18 protein-coding genes and 1 riboswitch are annotated in these 17,018 nt (G+C 33.1%); of the genes, 11 read left to right on the top strand and 7 right to left on the bottom strand.

What is annotated here, in order from left to right:
• Positions 1–543: 543 nt before the first annotated feature.
• The 3 genes from ACFCYN_RS04815 to thiT all read right to left on the bottom strand — a co-directional run bounded on the left by ACFCYN_RS04815 (position 544) and on the right by thiT (position 2,532).
• Entirely contained in the window at positions 544–996 is a 453-nt protein-coding gene (locus tag ACFCYN_RS04815; protein WP_375947903.1) for a Dps family protein, read from the bottom strand.
• Between the two features lie 186 nt (positions 997–1,182).
• The gene (locus ACFCYN_RS04810) at positions 1,183–1,338 is read right to left on the bottom strand and encodes a hypothetical protein (RefSeq protein ID WP_375947901.1); all 156 of its coding nucleotides are present in this window, start codon (positions 1,336–1,338) and stop codon (positions 1,183–1,185) included.
• 612 nt (positions 1,339–1,950) lie between these two features.
• Positions 1,951–2,532 carry an energy-coupled thiamine transporter ThiT gene (gene thiT / locus ACFCYN_RS04805; protein WP_172446899.1) on the bottom strand — a complete coding sequence of 194 codons (582 nt, stop codon included), beginning with the start codon at positions 2,530–2,532 and terminating at the stop codon, positions 1,951–1,953.
• A gap of 134 nt (positions 2,533–2,666) precedes the next feature.
• Positions 2,667–2,771: riboswitch (TPP riboswitch) on the bottom strand.
• 289 nt (positions 2,772–3,060) lie between these two features.
• Between thiT and ACFCYN_RS04800 the strand changes: the two genes are divergently transcribed.
• Genes ACFCYN_RS04800 through ACFCYN_RS04790 form a run of 3 tightly spaced genes read left to right on the top strand, consistent with a single transcriptional unit; the run spans position 3,061 to position 4,989 of the window.
• Complete coding sequence (locus tag ACFCYN_RS04800; RefSeq protein ID WP_375947899.1) at positions 3,061–3,537, top strand: low molecular weight protein-tyrosine-phosphatase; 477 nt, start codon at positions 3,061–3,063, stop codon at positions 3,535–3,537.
• Between the two features lie 13 nt (positions 3,538–3,550).
• A complete protein-coding gene (locus ACFCYN_RS04795; RefSeq protein WP_172446901.1) occupies positions 3,551–4,090 on the top strand; it encodes a hypothetical protein in 540 nt (179 codons plus the stop codon).
• A gap of 17 nt (positions 4,091–4,107) precedes the next feature.
• Positions 4,108–4,989, top strand: a complete 882-nt coding sequence (locus ACFCYN_RS04790; RefSeq protein ID WP_216853978.1) for a YihY/virulence factor BrkB family protein — start codon at positions 4,108–4,110, stop codon at positions 4,987–4,989.
• A 310-nt stretch (positions 4,990–5,299) separates the two neighbouring features.
• On the opposite strand, the gene ACFCYN_RS04785 is transcribed toward ACFCYN_RS04790, so the two are convergent.
• The gene (locus ACFCYN_RS04785) at positions 5,300–7,219 is read right to left on the bottom strand and encodes a heavy metal translocating P-type ATPase (protein ID WP_375947897.1); all 1,920 of its coding nucleotides are present in this window, start codon (positions 7,217–7,219) and stop codon (positions 5,300–5,302) included.
• Between the two features lie 465 nt (positions 7,220–7,684).
• Between ACFCYN_RS04785 and ACFCYN_RS04780 the strand changes: the two genes are divergently transcribed.
• The 7 genes from ACFCYN_RS04780 (at position 7,685) to ACFCYN_RS04750 (ending at position 14,959) form a co-directional block, all read left to right on the top strand.
• Positions 7,685–8,653 (top strand): nuclease-related domain-containing protein, encoded by a 969-nt coding sequence (locus ACFCYN_RS04780; RefSeq protein ID WP_172446903.1) that lies wholly within the window; start codon positions 7,685–7,687, stop codon positions 8,651–8,653.
• A 297-nt stretch (positions 8,654–8,950) separates the two neighbouring features.
• Positions 8,951–9,895: a DMT family transporter gene (locus ACFCYN_RS04775; RefSeq protein ID WP_172446904.1), complete on the top strand. Its 945-nt coding sequence runs from the start codon at positions 8,951–8,953 to the stop codon at positions 9,893–9,895.
• An 89-nt stretch (positions 9,896–9,984) separates the two neighbouring features.
• On the top strand, positions 9,985–10,917 hold the full coding sequence (locus tag ACFCYN_RS04770; protein WP_375948018.1) for a carbohydrate ABC transporter permease: 933 nt from the start codon (positions 9,985–9,987) through the stop codon (positions 10,915–10,917).
• Complete coding sequence (locus ACFCYN_RS04765) at positions 10,917–11,747, top strand: carbohydrate ABC transporter permease (protein ID WP_172446905.1); 831 nt, start codon at positions 10,917–10,919, stop codon at positions 11,745–11,747. The genes ACFCYN_RS04770 and ACFCYN_RS04765 overlap by 1 nt, the downstream gene beginning before the upstream one ends.
• A 9-nt stretch (positions 11,748–11,756) precedes the next feature.
• Positions 11,757–13,028, top strand: a complete 1,272-nt coding sequence (locus ACFCYN_RS04760) for an ABC transporter substrate-binding protein (RefSeq protein ID WP_375947894.1) — start codon at positions 11,757–11,759, stop codon at positions 13,026–13,028.
• A gap of 204 nt (positions 13,029–13,232) precedes the next feature.
• On the top strand, positions 13,233–14,279 hold the full coding sequence (locus ACFCYN_RS04755; protein WP_375947892.1) for a LysM peptidoglycan-binding domain-containing protein: 1,047 nt from the start codon (positions 13,233–13,235) through the stop codon (positions 14,277–14,279).
• A gap of 317 nt (positions 14,280–14,596) precedes the next feature.
• Positions 14,597–14,959, top strand: a complete 363-nt coding sequence (locus ACFCYN_RS04750; protein ID WP_172446908.1) for a DUF805 domain-containing protein — start codon at positions 14,597–14,599, stop codon at positions 14,957–14,959.
• Between the two features lie 41 nt (positions 14,960–15,000).
• Here ACFCYN_RS04750 and ACFCYN_RS04745 read toward each other — a convergent pair whose 3' ends face one another.
• Complete coding sequence (locus ACFCYN_RS04745) at positions 15,001–15,417, bottom strand: VanZ family protein (RefSeq protein WP_172446909.1); 417 nt, start codon at positions 15,415–15,417, stop codon at positions 15,001–15,003.
• A gap of 276 nt (positions 15,418–15,693) precedes the next feature.
• Here ACFCYN_RS04745 and ACFCYN_RS04740 point away from each other — a divergent pair, with 276 nt between their 5' ends.
• Positions 15,694–16,038, top strand: coding sequence for a DUF805 domain-containing protein (locus ACFCYN_RS04740; protein ID WP_375947889.1), 345 nt, complete (start codon positions 15,694–15,696; stop codon positions 16,036–16,038).
• Between the two features lie 255 nt (positions 16,039–16,293).
• On the opposite strand, the gene ACFCYN_RS04735 is transcribed toward ACFCYN_RS04740, so the two are convergent.
• Together ACFCYN_RS04735 and ACFCYN_RS04730 are read right to left on the bottom strand one after the other, a co-directional pair.
• Positions 16,294–16,467 (bottom strand): hypothetical protein, encoded by a 174-nt coding sequence (locus ACFCYN_RS04735; protein WP_172446911.1) that lies wholly within the window; start codon positions 16,465–16,467, stop codon positions 16,294–16,296.
• Between the two features lie 146 nt (positions 16,468–16,613).
• The gene (locus ACFCYN_RS04730; protein WP_375947886.1) at positions 16,614–16,982 is read right to left on the bottom strand and encodes a DUF4181 domain-containing protein; all 369 of its coding nucleotides are present in this window, start codon (positions 16,980–16,982) and stop codon (positions 16,614–16,616) included.
• Positions 16,983–17,018 lie beyond the last annotated feature (36 nt).

The following is a 17,018-nucleotide window of genomic DNA, read 5'->3' as shown; positions in this document are numbered from 1 at the left end:
TTCGCGATATCATGAGCAAATTGTTGGTTTATTTAGAATTTTTATAAGTATAATATTATTACGCGAATGTTTCAATACGGTATCAAAGCCTGTAATAAATAGTCCTTTTTAACTAGATTTTGAATTTAAACCTGTTCAACTAGTCAATAAATAGGTAAAATTTGTAATGAGGACACGATAAAAAGGTTGATATACTAATTAAAATAAGAGGCAGTAGGATTTGTTAATTATGAAAACGTTTACATTTATGTAGGTGAAATAGTCAATAAGATGTGTTTGAAAAAAAGATAGAAAAAAGAAGAAGTTTGTCGTAAATTGTAAGAATTTTGTGGAAAATATAATATGGAGGGTAAATTTGTAGTTTGATATTCCTAGTACTTTATACCTGTTTTCATATAGGAAAATAAGAATTTAGTTAAAAAATGGGGGTCTACTAAACTATAATTTTAGTAAAAATATAAGAAAAGAAAAAACAGAGTAAAGTAAAATGGATCAACTCTCCAACTTACTTTACTCTGTTTTTCTTAATTTAGCCTTAAAGTTTTAATTTAAATAAGCCGTTAACATCCAAACATGCTTAGCAAGCTTTTCACGAATTGTTAATAATAAATCATGTGTTACAGAATCAGATTCAAACTCTGCAATTTCCATACCATCTTTTAATTCTTCAATTAAGTATTTAAAGTCCTTAACAATGTCCTGTACCATTTCATCAGCAGTAACACTTGTATTTGCTTCTTTTATACATGAAGTATCAAGATATTCTCTCACTGTGCCAAGTGGTTTTCCACCAATTATTAACACTCGCTCCGCTAGCTCATCAATATGTAAATTCGCCTCGTTGTAAAATTCTTCAAATTTAGTATGTAGAGTGAAAAAATTTGGACCTTTTACATACCAGTGATAGTTATGCAACTTTACAAATAGAATATTCCAGTCTGCTATTTGCTTGTTTAGCACATCAACAGTCGTTTTTGAGATGGATGATGTTTCCATTAAAATACCTCCTCTAAATGATGTAAAAGATTAAAAAACCATATACACAATCTTAACTGATAATGACCGATAATAGTCATGGTAATATTTGATAGCTAAGACAACAATTAGTAAATTTAACGTTAAATTGGTAGGTAGCATTATATTAAAATAGAAAACCCCATCTGCTTTGATGGGGTCAAATTTCTATGAATGTGCCATTTCTTCGGGAAGGGATAGCTTAGGATCAATTCTAACTACATCATCCTCATTAAACGCATTTTTTAATACTAAGAAAAATGAACCAATCATACCTAAAAGAATAATCACGTAAAAGAAAAAGATGAGCACATCATAAGCCATTGTAAATACCCCCTTCGAAAATTTTCTGTATTTTATATATATGATTGAAGAAAAGGACAGATAACTAAAATTCACAAAGTGTTCAAATTTTAGAGGAATATTTTGATTTGGGCTTGGGGCATCTGGGTGAAGGAGAGGGGAAGGAAATCGCACAAAATATGTACTTTGTGCATAAAGCTTTGAACTTAGTTTATAAAGCGTTGATTTTTGTGCGTAAATGGTTATGATTTGTTCATAAAGTAGAGGTTTTTGTGCATAAAAGGGGTTCGGGGCACTAAGGGGAGCTGCTGTGCGTTGGAATACAGCAGGTGTATTTTAAAAAATACGAACACTTGATGAACTATATTGATAAAGTTGTGAACTTCGTTGATAAAATGCTCATTCCCGTTGATAAAGTGCAGATTTCCGTTGATAAAGTGCAGATTCCCGTTGATAAAATGCTCATTCCTGTTGATATATGTCATCGGCCGTTAATTAAGTGCGCATTTTATTGATATATTGCTAAAAAACTGGCCCTGTTCGTGAGTTTACTAACCAAAAACAAACAAAAAACCACAAGCTAAACTTGTGATTTTCAATTTGAATGTATTTTTTTCTTCCTATATAAATGTCTTAAGCTGCCTGATTTCGATTCTTCTTAACGTTAACAAGAATTGGTGCTGAGGAAAGCAAGATAATTAATAAAGCAGCACTTATTATAAATGAAGGAACCATATACCAAGCGTTATATACTAATGAATAAAGTGGAACCGGAGTGCCTTTTGGTGCGTATGAGCCGTAAAATACAACTCCTGCAATAAAGTGGCAGATGAATCGAGCTAGTGAGCCTATAAATGTTCCTATAATAATGTAAACTGCTGCGCTTGTTTTATTGCCGTTTGCTAGGTTGTTTTTTATTTGTTTAAATACGATACCTGCTAGGCCTATGCTTGTAAATGCTGCGATATAGTCTAAGAATATTTGTATTGGATGTACGTAATAAGGTTTTGTGATTAGTTGTAGAATTGCTAGTAATAGTCCAGTAATTAAGCCTTGTTTTAATCCCCAACGGAAAGCGATTAGGAAAACTGGAATCATTGTTAGTGATACGGATCCTCCTTGAGGTGCTGTAAATAGTGGTAAGAAGTCGAATACGATTGCAAGTGCTGCACACATCGCTATTTCTGCCATTAATTGAATCTTTGATGTCTTCATTTATATTTCCCCCTTTATTCGTGGACAACTTATGTAGTGAAACACTTTTTTAATGAGAGTCGTTTCCACAGTTTGGGATTTCGAGTTGAAGTACATAAAAAAGCAACACGGGTAGCATGATGATCCCAGTGTTGCTTTTCATCGTGCCACATCCCTACGTTAGTATTAACTAACAGGTTCGAAGGGTAAGAATAGCTATTCTATTCACTCTCAGCCAATTGGCTCCCCTTGTGGATCAGCGTACATTTAGTTGTCTCTACTAAATATAGTCAAGGTGGTTTAAAAATACAATTAATTTATCTGTAAAAATTAAATTTTTTACGCTGTAATTAAAATTATTTTTAAAAAGTAAGTGTAAACATAGCTAATATGTAAAAAATAAGCATTATAACTTTTATCTTATTTATACTGTCCATAAATTATTCATAATAGCTTGCTTTTCATTTTAAAATATACCGTGGTAGAATGAATACGGAACAAACAGCTAATTTTTGGTAGAAGTGTAAATAATTTGAAGGAGACATCGAGATGATACAAGTATTATTTGTCTGTTTAGGTAACATTTGTCGTTCGCCAATGGCTGAGGCTGTTTTTCGTCATTTAGTGACAGAAAAAGGGTTAGAAAAACAATTTATGATAGACTCAGCGGGTACTGGGGATTGGCATTTAGGTCACCCTCCTCATAAGGGAACACAGGGATTATTAAGCGAAAAGGGTATAAATTGCGAGGGTATGAAAGCTCGAAAAGTGACAGATAATGACTTTAAATATTTTAGTTATATTGTTGCTATGGATGCACAGAATAAAGAGGATTTAATGAATTTAGCAAGAAATAATTGTATAGGAGAGATTTCACTACTTTCAGATTATGTTCCAGCATCAATGTGGAAGGAAGTGCCTGATCCATATTATACGGGTAATTTTAATGAAGTATTTGACATCGTAACTGAAGGATGTTCACATTTACTTCAACATATTTTAAAGCAACACCAATTAACAGTTTAGAGGAGGATGTAGAATGTCAAAACGTAACAAAGCTTTACGCAATATTCTAGTCGGAGTCGCAATTGGTGCAGGAGTTTCCCTACTTAACAAGGAAAATCGTGAGAAAATCTCACGTAAGGGAAGAAGCGTTACAAACAAATTAAATCAAATTAAAGAAGATCCAGAAATCGTAAAAGGTGCTGTAAGAAATCAATTGAGGGTTGTTCAAAGCTCAGTTGAAAAATTAGAAGGCAATGTTCAGCTTGTAAAAGATAAATGGATCGAAATTAAAGATTCTACATTAAATAAGTTCGACAAAGGATCTTCAAAGGTTTCTGAGAAGGCTGTTGAGGCTGTTGAAGCAAAAATTGAAGATTCAATCGATCTAGAAGAAGGTAAATCGCAAATTTCAGCGACTTCTCATGAGGTAACTCACGAGAACGAATCTTCTGAAACAGATGAGCAGTTAGAAGCTTCTCTTGAAGGTATTGAAGATATTACTGAAGAAAATGCAGATGAAGTACAAGAAAAAGTTGAATCAATTTTATTGGCAGGTAATACATCTAAAGAATAACAATTGAAGGTGTCAATTTGATTAACAAAAAAAATTCTATTGTAGCATTTGGTTGGGACTTAACGAAAAAGTGTATGGAAGACGAAATAACATCTCGTTCAGCAGAGCTAGCATATTATTTAATGCTATCTCTTTTTCCATTTCTAATTGTTCTAACACAGGTTATTACCTTTTTACCACTCACTACTGATGAAATTATGTCTTTCTTAAGTCAATACGCTCCACCAGATGCAATGGCAATTATCAAAAGTAATTTACAACTAATAATTGGCCAATCACATGGTGGCGTTTTATCAGTAGGGGTAATCGCAACACTTTGGGCGTCGTCTAATGGTATTAATGCAATCATTCGAGCACTAAATGATGCTTATAATGTAGAAGATAAACGAAATTACTTTGTTACAAGAGGGGTTTCGATTATTTTAACAATTATTATGATTTTTGTAATCGTGTTTGCGTTATTGATACCGGTATTTGGAAAAGTTATTGCTAAATTTGTATTTGAATTTTTAGGTATATCAAATGATTTCCTTTATACTTGGAGCATCATTCGTTGGACACTAAGTTTTGTGATCTTGTTAATTGTATTTACTGTTTTATATTCAATTGGACCGAGTAAGGTTGTCCACATTAAAAAAGTTTTCTTTGGATCACTTTTTGCAACTTTAGGATGGATTATTTCTTCGTTTGGCTTTGCCTTTTATGTAGACAATTTCGGCAATTTCACAAGTCATTATGGAAGTTTAGGTGGAATTATCGTTTTAATGATTTGGTTTTTCATATCGGCGATGGTTGTCATAATTGGCGGTGAATTAAATGCTTTAATCAAAGAGCGACAATATGGCAAGCTCAAACCTAAACCTAAATTAATTGACCCTAAACAGCAAGATCCGAAATAGTTTCTTCTATAATAATGGCGTTTTCTTCCATGAGTAGTCTTTTTTTAAACAGGTAAACTAAAAAGGACTTCAATAGAGGGAGGGAAATAAGTATGAGTAACAATAAGAAAAATCATAATGATAAATCTAATAAGAAGCAAAAAAGTAGCTCTCATCCAAAGAACAAAACAAGTGGATCTGCAAACGGACATAATGATTATCATTAATATTTAGACTGAAGAAAAATGCGGACTTTGCCTGCTTGCATTGCTCATTACCGTCAATTCAGTCAAAAAAACGCATCGTACAGTATGAGTACGATGCGTTTTTTTTAATCTCTTAATAATCTTAATGAGTTAAGGATAACTAAAATTGTACTACCTTCATGACCGATTACTCCATAAGGTAGATCAATGATTTGTAGGAAATTCGAGCAAATTAGAAATGCGATTACTGTAAGCGAAAAGATAATATTTTGCTTTACAATTTTGTTCATACGTTTTGATAAAGTGATCGCTTTTGAAATTTTTGTTAAGTCGTTTTTCATTAAAACTACATCAGCAGTTTCTAAAGCTACCCCAGTTCCGCCACCCATTGCAATACCAACATTAGCAGTCGCAAGAGCAGGCGCATCATTTATTCCGTCACCAACCATTGCTACCTGGCCATAGTTGTCTTTTAGCTTTTTAACAATCGATACTTTTTCATCCGGTAGACAAGATGCGAAGTATTCATTAATTTCACTTTCTGCAGCAATCGCTTTTGCCGTTTGTTCAGAGTCACCTGTAATCATGACTGTTTGAACACCTAGTTTATTTAAAGTAGATAAAGCTTGTTTTGACTCATTACGAACTAAATCTTTTAATGAGAAAATCGCAACGACTTGATCCTCAGTACCAACATAAACAATTGTTTTTCCTTCTTGTTCCCACTGTTGTTCAAAATGTAGTAATGGATTTTGTGTCATCGTAACGAATTCTTTTTTACCAACTTTGTATTCCGTACCATTTAAAATCGCAGAAACGCCGAAACCAGGATGGTCATCAATTTGTTCGAAAGATGATGAAACAGTGATTCCTTCTTTCGTCACATAATCAACAATAGCAGCAGCTAATGGATGAGTTGAAAATCTTTCAATAGAAGCAACGATTGATAATAACTCAGTTCGATCTAAATTTTCTACTTTTTCAAACCCTGTCACTTCAGGTTTACCAATAGTTAAAGTACCAGTCTTATCGAACGCAATTGCTTTTAAAACAGCTAAACGCTCTAAATGAATACCACCCTTAACGAGAATTCCAGATTTTGCTCCATTTGAAATTGCCGATAATACAGCCGGTGTAATAGATGCTACAAGTGCACAAGGAGAAGCAACAACTAGTAAAATCATCGCTCGATAAAAAGTTGTCGTCCATGACCAATCCAATGCAAAATGCGGTAAAAACATCATAAACAGTACGACAATTAATACACCTTTAACATAAACCCCTTCGAATCTCTCAATAAATTGTTGAGAAGGTGTTTGTTCACTTTGAGCTGTTTGAACAAGATTAATGATTTTTTGGAAAAGAGTCTCATCACTATGCTTAGTAATCTCAACCACAAGCGTACCCTTAATATTAATTGTTCCTGCAAAAACTTCATCCTTTAAATTTTTAACGACCGGAATCGATTCACCAGTAAGAGCTGATTCATCAACTAAAGTTTCACCTTTAATAATCTGACCATCAGCAGGAATACGCTCCCCGGCTTTAATTAAAATCGAATCACCAATACTTAAACTTTTAATGCTAACAACTTCTTCAACATCACCAACTAAACGAATCGCCGTTTGCGGCTGAAGCGACAACAAAGAAGAAATCTCTTTATTTGTCTTATTTAACGTATAAGTCTCAAGCGCGCCACTTAAAGCAAAAATGAAAATCAGAACGGCACCCTCAGTCCAATAACCAATTGCAGCCGAACCAACAGCAGCAATGATCATTAACATTTCTACGTTTAATTCCTTTTCAGCAATCGTATCCTCAATACCTTCCTTAGCTTTCGCGTACCCACCAATACAAAAAGCTAAAACATATAATATAATCGACATCATCGAATGTTCTTTTGTTCCGAATGAAGCAACTAGAATTAAAGCACCAGAAACTAAAGCAGCAATTAACTCACCATGCTTTGAAAGAAACGTTGAAGACTCTACATGCTCGGCCTCATATGTAGTATGAATCGTTGAAACTTTTGGACTTGCCTCCATAATAAATACCCCTTTCATATTATCAATTGAGAAAAATAATCAAATTCACTACCCTTATAAAACGACGAAAGCTGCCGTCCTAGGACAGCAGCGTACATTTTATAAGACTTACTATTTATTTAATCTCTAAGTTGTTTATTTACTTATTTAAAATTATTCTTATTAACTATATATTAACACATTAGTTTAATTGTGATGAAAAAATTTGCTTATTGGATTAAAAAAATTTTAATGTTTTTGATTTGGGGTGTGAGGTGGCGGGGCGAACAGATTGTGTCTTTTATTGATAAAGCTGTGATTTTTGTTGATATATGGGGGGGTTTTGTTGATATAGTACTGATTTTTATTGATATAGTCAGAGTTTTGTTGATATACATAAAATGGTCACATATCCAGACAGTTATATGCTTCATTTCGTTAGATAATAGGTAGTATTAATAGTAATAAGAAAAGGAGTGGCCATTTTTGATAGTTAAAGAAAGAAAAATCCCTACGATGTTATTAAAATTGGAGGCGCTTTTGCGGAGATTGCCAAAAGAGCATTCAATGCGTCCAATAATTGAAAGTGATTTTATGAAGTTCAAAGCAGGATATAACGGGGAGAAGAAGATTGATTATTATTTAGACTTACTTCCAAAAAAGGAATATAATATCCTCCATAATATTAGAGTGAAAAATGAGGACAATCATTTCTTTCAGATTGATACTTTAATAATTACAAGCAAATATCTACTTATATTAGAGGTTAAAAACATGTTGGGAAATCTTATGTTTGAGAGAGACTTTAATCAATTTATTAGAGTTATTGGGGAGAATGAAGAAAGTTTTCCTAATCCGATTTTACAAGTTGATCGTCACCAGGTGCAACTGAGGGCATTCTTTGATAAACATAAACAAGCAATCCCTCCTATCTACTCATTTATCATCATCAGCAATTCTTCATCTGTAATAAAAACCACTCTTCGCAACTCTCAAGTCCTTGAAAATGTATTTCACAAAGAACAACTACCTTTAAAAATTCAAAAGCTTAATGAAATCAAAACTAATCATATAATTTCACCAAATCAATTAAGAAGAATTACAAAGACTATATTAAAAAACCATACTACATTAAATTTTGATGTGTTAGAAAAATATAATATTAATAAAAATGAGATTATTAAAGGCGTGTTTTGCCCGAATTGTACCGTTAATATTATGAAGCGAGGACATGGTAGTTGGCATTGTAAGTGTTCCCATCAATCAAAAGATGCGCACATTCAAGCTATCTATGATTACGGCTATCTAATTAGCCATTTTATTACGAATTGTGAATGTAGAGATTTTTTGCAGCTGTCCTCAGGATCGAGTGCATCGTATTTGTTAAAGTCGCTTAATTTGGCCAGAATTGGACTTAATAAAAGCTCAAAATACCTATTTCAATTTGATGATTAAATTGTAAAATGCGAACAGATTGTGTCTTTTATTGATAAAGCTGTGAACTTTGGTGATAAAGTACAGTTTTTTGTTGATATACGCTTTTTTTTGTTGATATATTGCCTTTTTTGTTGATATAGTGCTTTCCTCCGTTGATATACACCTTTATTCGTCGAAAGAATGCCCAATTCCATTAACAAAACCCCAATCCACCCTATCCACACCCTCAAAACTAAAAAACAAATAGATAGAATCCCCAAATAAATGATAGAATAGACTGTATTTATAGAGAGAAAAGGCATATGGAGGGAAGCAATGTCAGCTAAGAGATTTTTTACGCATCCTTTGGGAGTGATTGGGTCGGCGGTTGTTACGACTTTTTTGTGGGGGAGTGCATTTCCGTTTATTAAGTTGAGTTATGCGCATTTGCATATTGGGAAGAATGAGATTTGGAAGCAGATGATTTTTGCTGGTTATCGTTTCTTTTTGGCTTCTTTGTTGATTTTGGTCATTTTTACTTTAATAGGAAGAAAGTTAGCTTTTAGGCGAGATACTTTTTTTGTTGTGGGAAAAGTAGGGATGTTTCAGACTTTTTTACAGTATGTGCTGTTTTATATAGGGTTGAGTTTTTCGACGGGGGTTCAGGGTTCGATTATTGCTGGGACTACTTCGTTTTTTCAGCTTTTGGCTGCGCATTTTATGTATAAGAATGATCGGTTAAATTTGCGTAAGATTGTTGGTGTAGCGGTTGGGTTCATTGGGGTTATTATTGTTAATTTAACGAAAGGGACTCTTTCTTTACATTTAGGGATTGGCGAGATTTTGTTATTGTTTGCGATGGCTTTTGGTGGGTATGGCAATGTGCTTGCTAAGGAAGCTGCAAAGAAAGTGGATGTTGCTTATTTAACAGCGTATCAGATGATGATTGGTTCTGTTGGTTTGTTATTAATCGGGGGATTTACGGCAGGTTTTTTCCCGTTCCAATTTGATTTAAGAACGTTTGGTATGTTAGTTTATTTATCGTTGTTATCAGCTGTAGGATTTATACTTTGGAATAATGTCATGAAATATAATCAAGTTGGGAAAGTATCGATGTATTTATTTTTAGTGCCTGTTTTTGGGGTGATTTTATCATCAATCATGCTTAATGAAGTTTTATCGTATCTTGTATTTATTGGGTTAATGATGGTCACTTCAGGGATTATTATTGTTAATTATCAAAAGGAACAACGCAGTTCTCATATGAAGAGTGCTTCTTGAATAAAAGCAACTCCACTTTTAAATAATAAAGTGGAGTTGCTTTTTTTTAGTTGAAGGGAGGTACATAGTTGTCAAAGTTTGATAAGACAATGAACAATGAAATTGAATCGGTAGTAGATGATGCTACTGATTTTAAGGTTTCCAATCGGAAAAAACGGCGAAATACTGGAAGTTTTATCGTGTTTGTTGGGCCAGCTTTTCTTGTTTTTGCAGCGTTAGTACTAACTCCATTTTTGATGGGCTTGTATTATTCTTTTACGAATTGGAATGGAGTAGTTGGAAATATTCATTATGTTGGTTTTGATAATTATAAGTACATATTTACGCAAGATTCGGATTTTAAGCAGTCTTTTATTATTACTGCAAAGTATACGCTTTTCACCGTTATTTTAACAAATTTGATTGGTTTTGGCTTAGCGCTGTTAGTTACAAAGGGGCTTAAAACAAGAAATATACTTCGAACGATTTTTTTCTTACCTAATTTAATCGGTGGGTTGCTACTCGGTTTTATATGGCAATTTATTTTTAATAAAGGTCTAACTTCATTAGGGGCAGCGTTAGGCATGGATTCTTTGATGCAATCAATGTTAGGCACTGCAAATGGGGCTTTTTGGGCAATTATTATCGTAGCAATTTGGCAAGGTGCGGGCTATATCATGATTATCTATGTGGCAGCGCTCCAAGGCGTACCTCAGGAATTGATTGAAGCGGCTCAAGTGGACGGTGCGGATCGTTTTACAACATTAAGAAAAATCATTATTCCGATGGTAGCACCGGCTGTAACGGTTTGTTTATTTTTAACTATTTCATGGTCATTTAAAGTATTTGATCAAAATTTATCACTTACTGGTGGTGGACCATTTAAATCAACAGAAATGCTAGCGCTAAATATTTACACAGAAGCATTTGTAAATAATCGTTACGGATTAGGAGAAGCAAAGGCAATTATTTTCTTCATTGTTGTTGCAGCTATTTCAATTCTCCAAGTGTATATCACTAAGAAGAGGGAGGTTGAAGCTTAGTGGAAAACGAGCGATATACTGGATTATCATTTTTGCTTGAGTTATTTGGAATTATTTTAGCGATTCTTTTTCTAATTCCTTTTTACTATGTATTAGGAAATTCGTTTAAATCATTTGCAGATATTTTACAAAACACATCTTCACTCCCAAAATCTTTGGATTTCACGAATTACTCTCAAGCCATTGTCGTTATGGACTTTTGGAGAGCACTTTTAAATTCATTAATTGTTACGGTTGCTAGTAATGTCGTGATTGTTTTATTTTGTTCGATGGCAGCTTATAAACTCGTTCGTACAAGACATAAAATTTCTACGATTATTTTCTTCATTTTTGTAGCAACAATGGTCATTCCATTCCAATCAATCATGATTCCACTTGTAAAAGTTGGGTCTATATTTCATTTAATGAATAGTCATTATGGACTTGTTGTTATGTATTTAGCATTTGGATCTGCACTTTCTATTTTCCTTTATCACGGTTTTATAAAAGGTATTCCAATTGAACTAGAAGAAGCGGCAATTATTGATGGCTGTACTCCGTTTATGGTTTTTTGGAAGGTTGTATTCCCTTTACTAAAACCAATTACCGTCACAATTGTTATTTTAAATACTTTATGGATATGGAATGATTTCTTGCTACCATCACTTGTGTTGCGAGATGAAGAGCTACGCACGATACCACTCGCTACATTTTATTTCTTTGGCGCATATACGAAACAATGGAATTTAGCACTTGCTGGACTAGTTTTAGGTATTTTGCCATTATTGATCTTCTTCTTTGCGGCACAAAAACAAATTATTAGAGGAATCACTAGTGGTTCAATAAAGTAGGAGGATAAAATGAAAAATAAATTATTTAAATCAATTGCTGTTTTATCAACGAGTATGTTGTTATTTTCAGGATGTAATAGTAATAAAAAAGAAGAGAAAAAGTCAGGAGCAGGCGAAAAAGTAACATTAAATATATTTCAGTTTAAAGCTGAGATTGCTAAAGATCTTGAAGCTTTAGCGAATGAGTATCAGAAAGAAAATAAAAATGTAACTGTAAAAGTTCAAACAGTAGGTGGAGGTGCCGATTATGGAGCAGCGTTAAAAGCTCAATTTGCATCAGGAAACGAACCGGATATTTTCAATAACGGTGGTTACCAAGAAGCCATTACTTGGAAGGACAAACTCGAGGATTTATCTGATCAATCTTGGGTGCCAGATTTATATCCAGAAACAGAAAAACCGATGACTGTTGACGGAAAATTATTAGGTATGCCGATGAATACTGAAGGATATGGCTTCATTTATAACAAAGATTTATTTGATAAAGCAGGAATTACCCAATTACCGAAAACGTTAACTGAGTTAGAAGCGACAGCTAAAAAGCTAAAAGACGCTGGAATCACACCATTTTCTGTTGGTTATGGTGAGTGGTGGATTTTAGGTATACATTTATTAAATATTCCATTTGCACAGCAGCCTGATCCAGATAAATTTATCGCTGACTTAAATTCGGGCAAAGCAAAAATTCCTGATAATGATAAGTTTAAGGAGTTTATCAAATTATTTGATTTAACGATTAAATATGGAAATAAAAATCCATTAACAACAGATTATAATACACAAGTGACAAACTTTGCTTCTGGAAAAATAGCAATGATGCAACAAGGTAACTGGACACAAGGGATGATTGATGGCATTACTCCTAATATGAAACTTGGACTTTTACCAATGCCAATTAATGATGATCAAGACGCAATGGACAAAATCCCAGTCGGCGTACCAAATAACTGGGTAGTTAATAAAAATTCAAAAAACAAAGAAGAAGCTAAGAAGTTTTTAAACTGGATGGTTACTTCTGATACAGGGAAAAAATATATCGTTGAAAAGTTTAAATTCATCCCTGCAATTAAATCAATTCAAGGAAAAGGCTTAGGACCAATAGCTGATGATATTCAAAAGTACTCATCAGATGGAAAAGTACTTTCATGGAACTGGTTTAAGTATCCAGACGGAGCAACAAATGAATTTGGTGCTTCTATGCAAGCTTATGTTGGCGGACAAAAAAATGCAAAACAATTACTGCAATCGATTCAGGATAGTTGGGATAAGTTAAAGAAATAATAAATCAAAGACAAATCTTATTTTGGAATAATTTCCGAATAAGATTTGTCTTTATTTTTTGGTTGATTTTGGAATGGAAGAATTTGTACGATGAATATATACAATTATTTTGATATAGTAATTGTCGAGCTGCATAAATCAAATAAATGAAATCCTGAGTTTAACCTAGATAAATAGATTAATAGTAAGGGAGAGTAATCTAACATGAAAAAATCAATTAAAAATGTAATTTTATCAACTGCGATCGTGTTTTCTTTAGGAACTGTAGTCGGGCCAGCGAATGCTGCTTCTGTTACTTATAAAGTAAAAAAAGGGGACACGCTTTATAAAATTTCAAAATCATATAAAACAACCGTTACGGAACTTAAAAAACAAAATAAATTAAAATCAAATTCAATTAGAATTGGTCAAAAATTATATATTCCAGTAAAAGCGAAAGTTGCTCCAAAGAAGCCAGCTACTCAAACGATTAGCCCAGTAAAGCTTCCAGCAAGCGAATCGGTTAAAAAGATGGCACTAGGAATCACTTCTTGGTATGAAACATCATCATCTGAAGCCGATGCTTTTGGTACAACGAGCGGTAATTTTGATGGACAAGGTTTATCATTTGGTGCACTTCAAGAAAATTTCGGAACAAACACTATACAACCAATTATGAAAAATATGTTTAACAATCATAATGACGTCGTTTTAAAAGCGTTTAATGGAGATACGGATTCTTATAATACGTTTAAAGATGTCATCATGAATAAAACGACAAAAGAACAAGTAGCTTGGGGAGATTCAATTACGGATCCTAAAGATAAATACCAAGTTGTAGAGCCTTGGAAGACATATTTTAAAAACCTTGGAACAAGTAAAGAATGTATCGATGAACAAATTAACGCTTCAAAATGGTATTTTGACCAAGCTGAAAAGTATTACCAAACATTCGGATTATGGACAAAAAGAGGATACGCACTAATGTTTGATATCTTCGTACAAAGTGGTGCAATATCAGATAAAACGAAAAACCTAATCCTTGATGACTTTAAAAAAATAGATACAAAAAATCTAACAAAAGAACAAATTGAAACGAAAAAAATGAACATTATCGTCAACCGCCGCGCTGCAGACGTAAACCAACAATGGAGAGATACATGGAAATCTAGAAAATCAGTCATTGCTAACGGAAGTGGAACTGTTGTTGGTTACGGAGACTTTTTCGATGTAACTCCTTATGGTGCTACGTTGACACATGTGAATAAATAAGTTTTATGGGGGGAGTCCGAGGTTTTGGACTTCTCCTTTTTTTGGTTTTTATGCAGAAAGTAGCTGAAAGGCGAACACTAAGTGAACAATATTGATAAACCTGTGAACTCCGTTGATAAATCGCTAAAGTTCGTTGATATATTGCTCAAGCTCGTTGATATATTCCAGATCACGTTGATAAATCGCTTAAACTTGTTGGTATTTTTCAATTTTCATTAATAAACTACATATTTTTTAAATAAAATACGTGATTTGATTTTTTTCAGGGAATAATAAAAAGAAATATACACTACTTTTGTTCTTAGGAGAGATAAGTTGTGCATTGGTATATAAAAGTGTTAAAGAACTACATAGGGTTTCATGGTCGAGCGAGCCGAACTGAATACTGGATGTTCATGTTGATTAATGCAATTATTACTTTTTTATTTACGTTAGTAGACGACTTTGCAAATACTAATGAAATGTTTGCAGGAATATACGGTTTGCTAACTTTAATACCATTAATAGCAGTCGGGGTTCGCAGATTACACGATATAGGTAGAAGTGGTTGGTGGTATTTAATTAGTTTAATTCCGATTATCGGACAAATCATTTTATTAATAATGGCTTGTTTTAAAAGTGAAGACCATGAAAATCGATTTGGACCAGTTCCAACAAGAAGTTTTGAGTACAAAGAATAACAAAAAAACCTGTATCAAATAAAGGATGCAGGTTCTTTCAATTATGTATTCGAACGTTGTTTCTTGATTTCTGTTCCAAGGATCATCGCAATCTTATACCCGATGTATGTTCCTAAAGAATTTAATATAACATCATCTATATCTGACCATCTAAAGGACATAAGATATTGGACAACTTCTATACTTACCGATAAAAATAAGCCAACTATTATCACTTTTTTTGAGCGCTTGATGGTCGTTAAAATAAACCCAAATGGCACAAATAACAGGATATTTCCAAAAACATTAACGATAAATTGTTTAAAACCAAACGCATTAAACAGGTTGATTAATGGAATTAAATTTAATCCACCTTTAGAAACACCTATTCCTAAAGAAGCGACTGGAAAAAAAGTAAACCTAAAAATAAACATAAGTGAAAATATTAACAGTAAAAATTTAATGAAAATTGGCTTCAAAATAAATCTCTCCAAAAATGCTTAGTTACGAGGTAATTATACAGTAATATTTTTTAGAATTCCTCAACAAATTTTGCATTATTTGTATAAAGTGTTCCTAAAGCCATTTAACACAAGCTCCGAGTTAATCTAAAGCTACTACTTACCGCCTAATATTTAGGTGGTTTTTTGTGTTAATTCAAAATAGATTGTCCAATTATTAAAAATTAATAATGTTAAAGGCATGCCAGGAATAGACTTAAATGTACCATATTTACTTCTTAGGAGGGATCTTTCTTGGAATGGTATTTAAAAGTATTAAAGAATTACGCAGTATTCAATGGAAGAGCTAGAAGAACCGAATATTGGATGTTCATCCTGTTTAGTGCCATTATCACTATTATACTTTCAATTTTACAGAGCATTGCCGGTATAGATAATGTTTTAACTGGAATTTATGGTCTTTTAACTCTGTTACCAAACTTAGCGGTAGGAGCACGTAGATTACATGATTCTGGTAAGAGCGGTTGGTGGCTGTTACTTTGTTTGATTCCGTTTATTGGTACGATAATTCTTTTGGTTTTCTTCTGTTTGGATAGTGAAGAGGGAGAGAATCGATTTGGTGGAAATCCGAAAGAGTAAGGGATACTTATAGAGTGGAGATGAACCGTCTTGAAAAAGGCGGTTTTTTGTCGTCTAATTATGGAAACCCTTTAATGAGGTTTAACTTTCTTTTTCAAAATCTACAATAATCTTATCAGTAAGAGAATTTAGTGATTCTGAATCTCTATGGGGGATTCTTTTTTAGTCTCTGTTAATTTTAAATAGCACCGACCACTTAATTCAATAAAAAAAGGACCACCGAAGTAGCCCAGATGAAATAAAGCATACATCAAATCATTGATATCGATTACCCAAATATCTTCTTCTATAATCCTTACCTGGAGTTGGAATATCCATGAAGCCTTGTGCGCCCCAAACTTGATGTTCCGTTACTTTATCAAGACTACCGCTTAGTTCCACTTTTTCTTGCATTTCAATGTCATCATCATTAGGAACATCTATGTCCATTTTTTAATCATCCTTTCCATATTGATCGACTAGAGCAAATCGAAAAATAATGCTTTCGATTTTATAGTCTTCTTCCATTGGTCATTCTTATACCATCAAAATACCAGAAAGTAGCTCCCAATTGGATATGGAACGAATGGAACGAATTAGTTTAATAACAGTTTTAGTGATATAAAAGTTATTAAAATGCATGGAAAAAACGCTAAGCTTATTATGTATTCCTTCTTTCCCTTTTGATATTTCCATTGCATGTATGTTTGAAAAAAAGTTTGGATAATTAAATAAAAGAACCATACATTAATGAAAGATATGAATTTAATCTCTTTAAAATCGACTAAGAGAGAGATTATAAAGCTGAAAAGTAAAAGGAGACGATTTACCATTTTATGAAAGTTATTTACAGTTGAATATGTAAACATCTTTCCATTAACGTCAAGTTTTCTTCTCAAAAGCCACTCGGAAAATATACCTATAGAAGCTATGCCTAGTAGAATCGCAATTTTTAAAATGTACATATTCCTTAATCACTCCAGTGTATAACCGTAAATTCT

It is taken from the genome of Gottfriedia sp. NPDC056225 (assembly GCF_042267765.1).
Lineage (GTDB): Bacteria > Bacillota > Bacilli > Bacillales > Bacillaceae_G > Gottfriedia.
The sequence above is the reverse complement of the archived record's forward strand: the minus strand, read 5'-3'. Positions and strand labels throughout refer to the sequence as shown.

Coding starts and splice junctions, on each gene's coding strand:
- ACFCYN_RS04815 (WP_375947903.1), bottom strand. CDS start 996: ATGGAAACATCATCCATCTCAAAAACGACTGTTGATGTGCTAAACAAG.
- ACFCYN_RS04810 (WP_375947901.1), bottom strand. CDS start 1,338: ATGGCTTATGATGTGCTCATCTTTTTCTTTTACGTGATTATTCTTTTA.
- thiT (WP_172446899.1), bottom strand. CDS start 2,532: ATGAAGACATCAAAGATTCAATTAATGGCAGAAATAGCGATGTGTGCA.
- ACFCYN_RS04800 (WP_375947899.1), top strand. CDS start 3,061: ATGATACAAGTATTATTTGTCTGTTTAGGTAACATTTGTCGTTCGCCA.
- ACFCYN_RS04795 (WP_172446901.1), top strand. CDS start 3,551: ATGTCAAAACGTAACAAAGCTTTACGCAATATTCTAGTCGGAGTCGCA.
- ACFCYN_RS04785 (WP_375947897.1), bottom strand. CDS start 7,219: ATGGAGGCAAGTCCAAAAGTTTCAACGATTCATACTACATATGAGGCC.
- ACFCYN_RS04775 (WP_172446904.1), top strand. CDS start 8,951: ATGTCAGCTAAGAGATTTTTTACGCATCCTTTGGGAGTGATTGGGTCG.
- ACFCYN_RS04770 (WP_375948018.1), top strand. CDS start 9,985: ATGAACAATGAAATTGAATCGGTAGTAGATGATGCTACTGATTTTAAG.
- ACFCYN_RS04760 (WP_375947894.1), top strand. CDS start 11,757: ATGAAAAATAAATTATTTAAATCAATTGCTGTTTTATCAACGAGTATG.
- ACFCYN_RS04755 (WP_375947892.1), top strand. CDS start 13,233: ATGAAAAAATCAATTAAAAATGTAATTTTATCAACTGCGATCGTGTTT.
- ACFCYN_RS04735 (WP_172446911.1), bottom strand. CDS start 16,467: ATGGACATAGATGTTCCTAATGATGATGACATTGAAATGCAAGAAAAA.
- ACFCYN_RS04730 (WP_375947886.1), bottom strand. CDS start 16,982: ATGTACATTTTAAAAATTGCGATTCTACTAGGCATAGCTTCTATAGGT.